Source organism: Endozoicomonas sp. ONNA2 (genome assembly GCF_024606365.1).
Classification (GTDB): Bacteria; Pseudomonadota; Gammaproteobacteria; order Pseudomonadales; family Endozoicomonadaceae; genus Endozoicomonas.
The window spans coordinates 1-1,615 of the sequence record NZ_JAHHPO010000807.1; the positions used below are offsets into that span (position 1 = coordinate 1).

2 protein-coding genes are annotated in these 1,615 nt (G+C 47.4%); one reads left to right on the top strand and one right to left on the bottom strand.

What is annotated here, in order from left to right; all coding sequences use genetic code 11:
* Positions 1-324, bottom strand: a 324-nt coding sequence (locus tag KDK14_RS14315) for a hypothetical protein (RefSeq protein WP_257265850.1), incomplete at its 3' end; no start/stop codon positions are given.
* A 631-nt stretch (positions 325-955) separates the two neighbouring features.
* On the opposite strand from KDK14_RS14315, the gene KDK14_RS14320 reads away from it, so the two are divergent.
* Positions 956-1,369: a sugar-binding domain-containing protein gene (locus tag KDK14_RS14320; RefSeq protein ID WP_257265851.1), complete on the top strand. Its 414-nt coding sequence runs from the start codon at positions 956-958 to the stop codon at positions 1,367-1,369.
* Positions 1,370-1,615: the final 246 nt, after the last annotated feature.

Below are 1,615 nucleotides of genomic sequence, written 5' to 3' on the forward strand. Positions count from 1 at the left end.
GTTTAATGGGTCATTGGCAAAACAGAACTCACCGGTGCTCAGGCTCTGATGAATCATTTGCTGATCGGTGGAACAGGCGGGCGAGTGATCATTTGGCAAGTGACAGGTAACTTGACAGGCAACGGCAGGCCTTTGTGCCAACTCAGGCGTTGGGTGGTATTTTGTCAACTTTCCTGGCTTTGCGAAAGGCTGCTCAAGCGCTGCCTCGTCATCGGGACATACCGATATTTTCCTTTTGTCTCCCGCCTGAAGTAATGAAGTATCGGTTATTGTTTGATTTGGAAAGGAGTGGTAGTTAACAGCTTCATTGGTTGTTTTGTCCATTAAATCACTCGTGCCAGATTTGTGATTGACTATGCCCCGAAGATTTTTTCGGACAACAAAATAATAAGAAGGTTCCTGCCACGGTAAACCCATCGTTAATCCCTACAGGATAGCTGCGTAAGTCTTACTCCGGTAAGCGGTGGCGTTGACGATGTAGATAAACCCGGATAATCCTGATTATCGCAGGTTTTTAGTAACGGCAGTCTGTTCAATATTCAGTTTGATCAAACCGGCATCGGTGATTTTACTAAACGCCGGTCGTCGTTTTTGAGAGAATCAACCTTTCCCGGCCATGGCACAGGCAACAAAGTGACTATCATTGATCTCGTCAAGGTGAATCTCCCTGGCGGTACACTCCGGTGCTCGCAGTAGGGCAGTTTATTCTCGGACAGCCTCCTGGCATAGCCGACAATTGGACTCACAAGAATAAGAAAATGCCCCAGCACATTCCACAAATCCACAAATCCACAAATCCACAAATATGTTCGGTAGTGAGTTTTGGTTTGACCTATTGGTCTGAAACTCTTTGCGAACACTACTGCTATTAACGACTCTCACACTCTCAGGCAGATCAGAGCCCGGAGCATCCAAGGTTTTAATCAATTTTTCTGGCTGTTAAACGGAGCATAAAATGACGGCTTTTTTATACCCACACGAAACCAGAACCCGTCGTATCATCGACATCAGCGGCATCTGGAAATTCCGCGCAGACAGGAAAACTGAAGGTCGCACCAATGAATGGAAAGATGGTCTGACCGACACCACATTGATGGCAGTACCATCAAGCTACAATGACATCACTACTGACAAGGCACTACGTGATCACTGCGGTGATGTTTGGTACGAAACTGAGCTTTACATTGCCGAAGAATGGCAGGACCGTGATGTATTCGTCCGCTTTGGCAGTGCCACCCACCGTGCCATTGTGTATGTGAACGGTGTTGAAGTAGCGAGCCACGATGGTGGATATATGCCATTTGCGGGTCAACTGAACGACGTTGTTCGTTTTGGTAAAAAGAACAAAAATGGTGGTTGTGGTCAATAATGAACTGAGTTATGCCACTATTTCTGCCGGTAGAGTTGCTACCCACATGGATGGCACCAAGAGGTCAAGCCGTTCTTTGACTTTTTAACTATGCAGGTATTCACCGTGCCGCCAGGCTGATGGCGCTGCCCAAAAGTCGCGTTGATGATATCACTGTCCGAGAATAGCCGCCGACTGCATGGATGCAGGAGTAGAGCAACGCAGGAGCAGTTGCCGGGAGTGTCGGCACAAGGAGTCAGAAATATA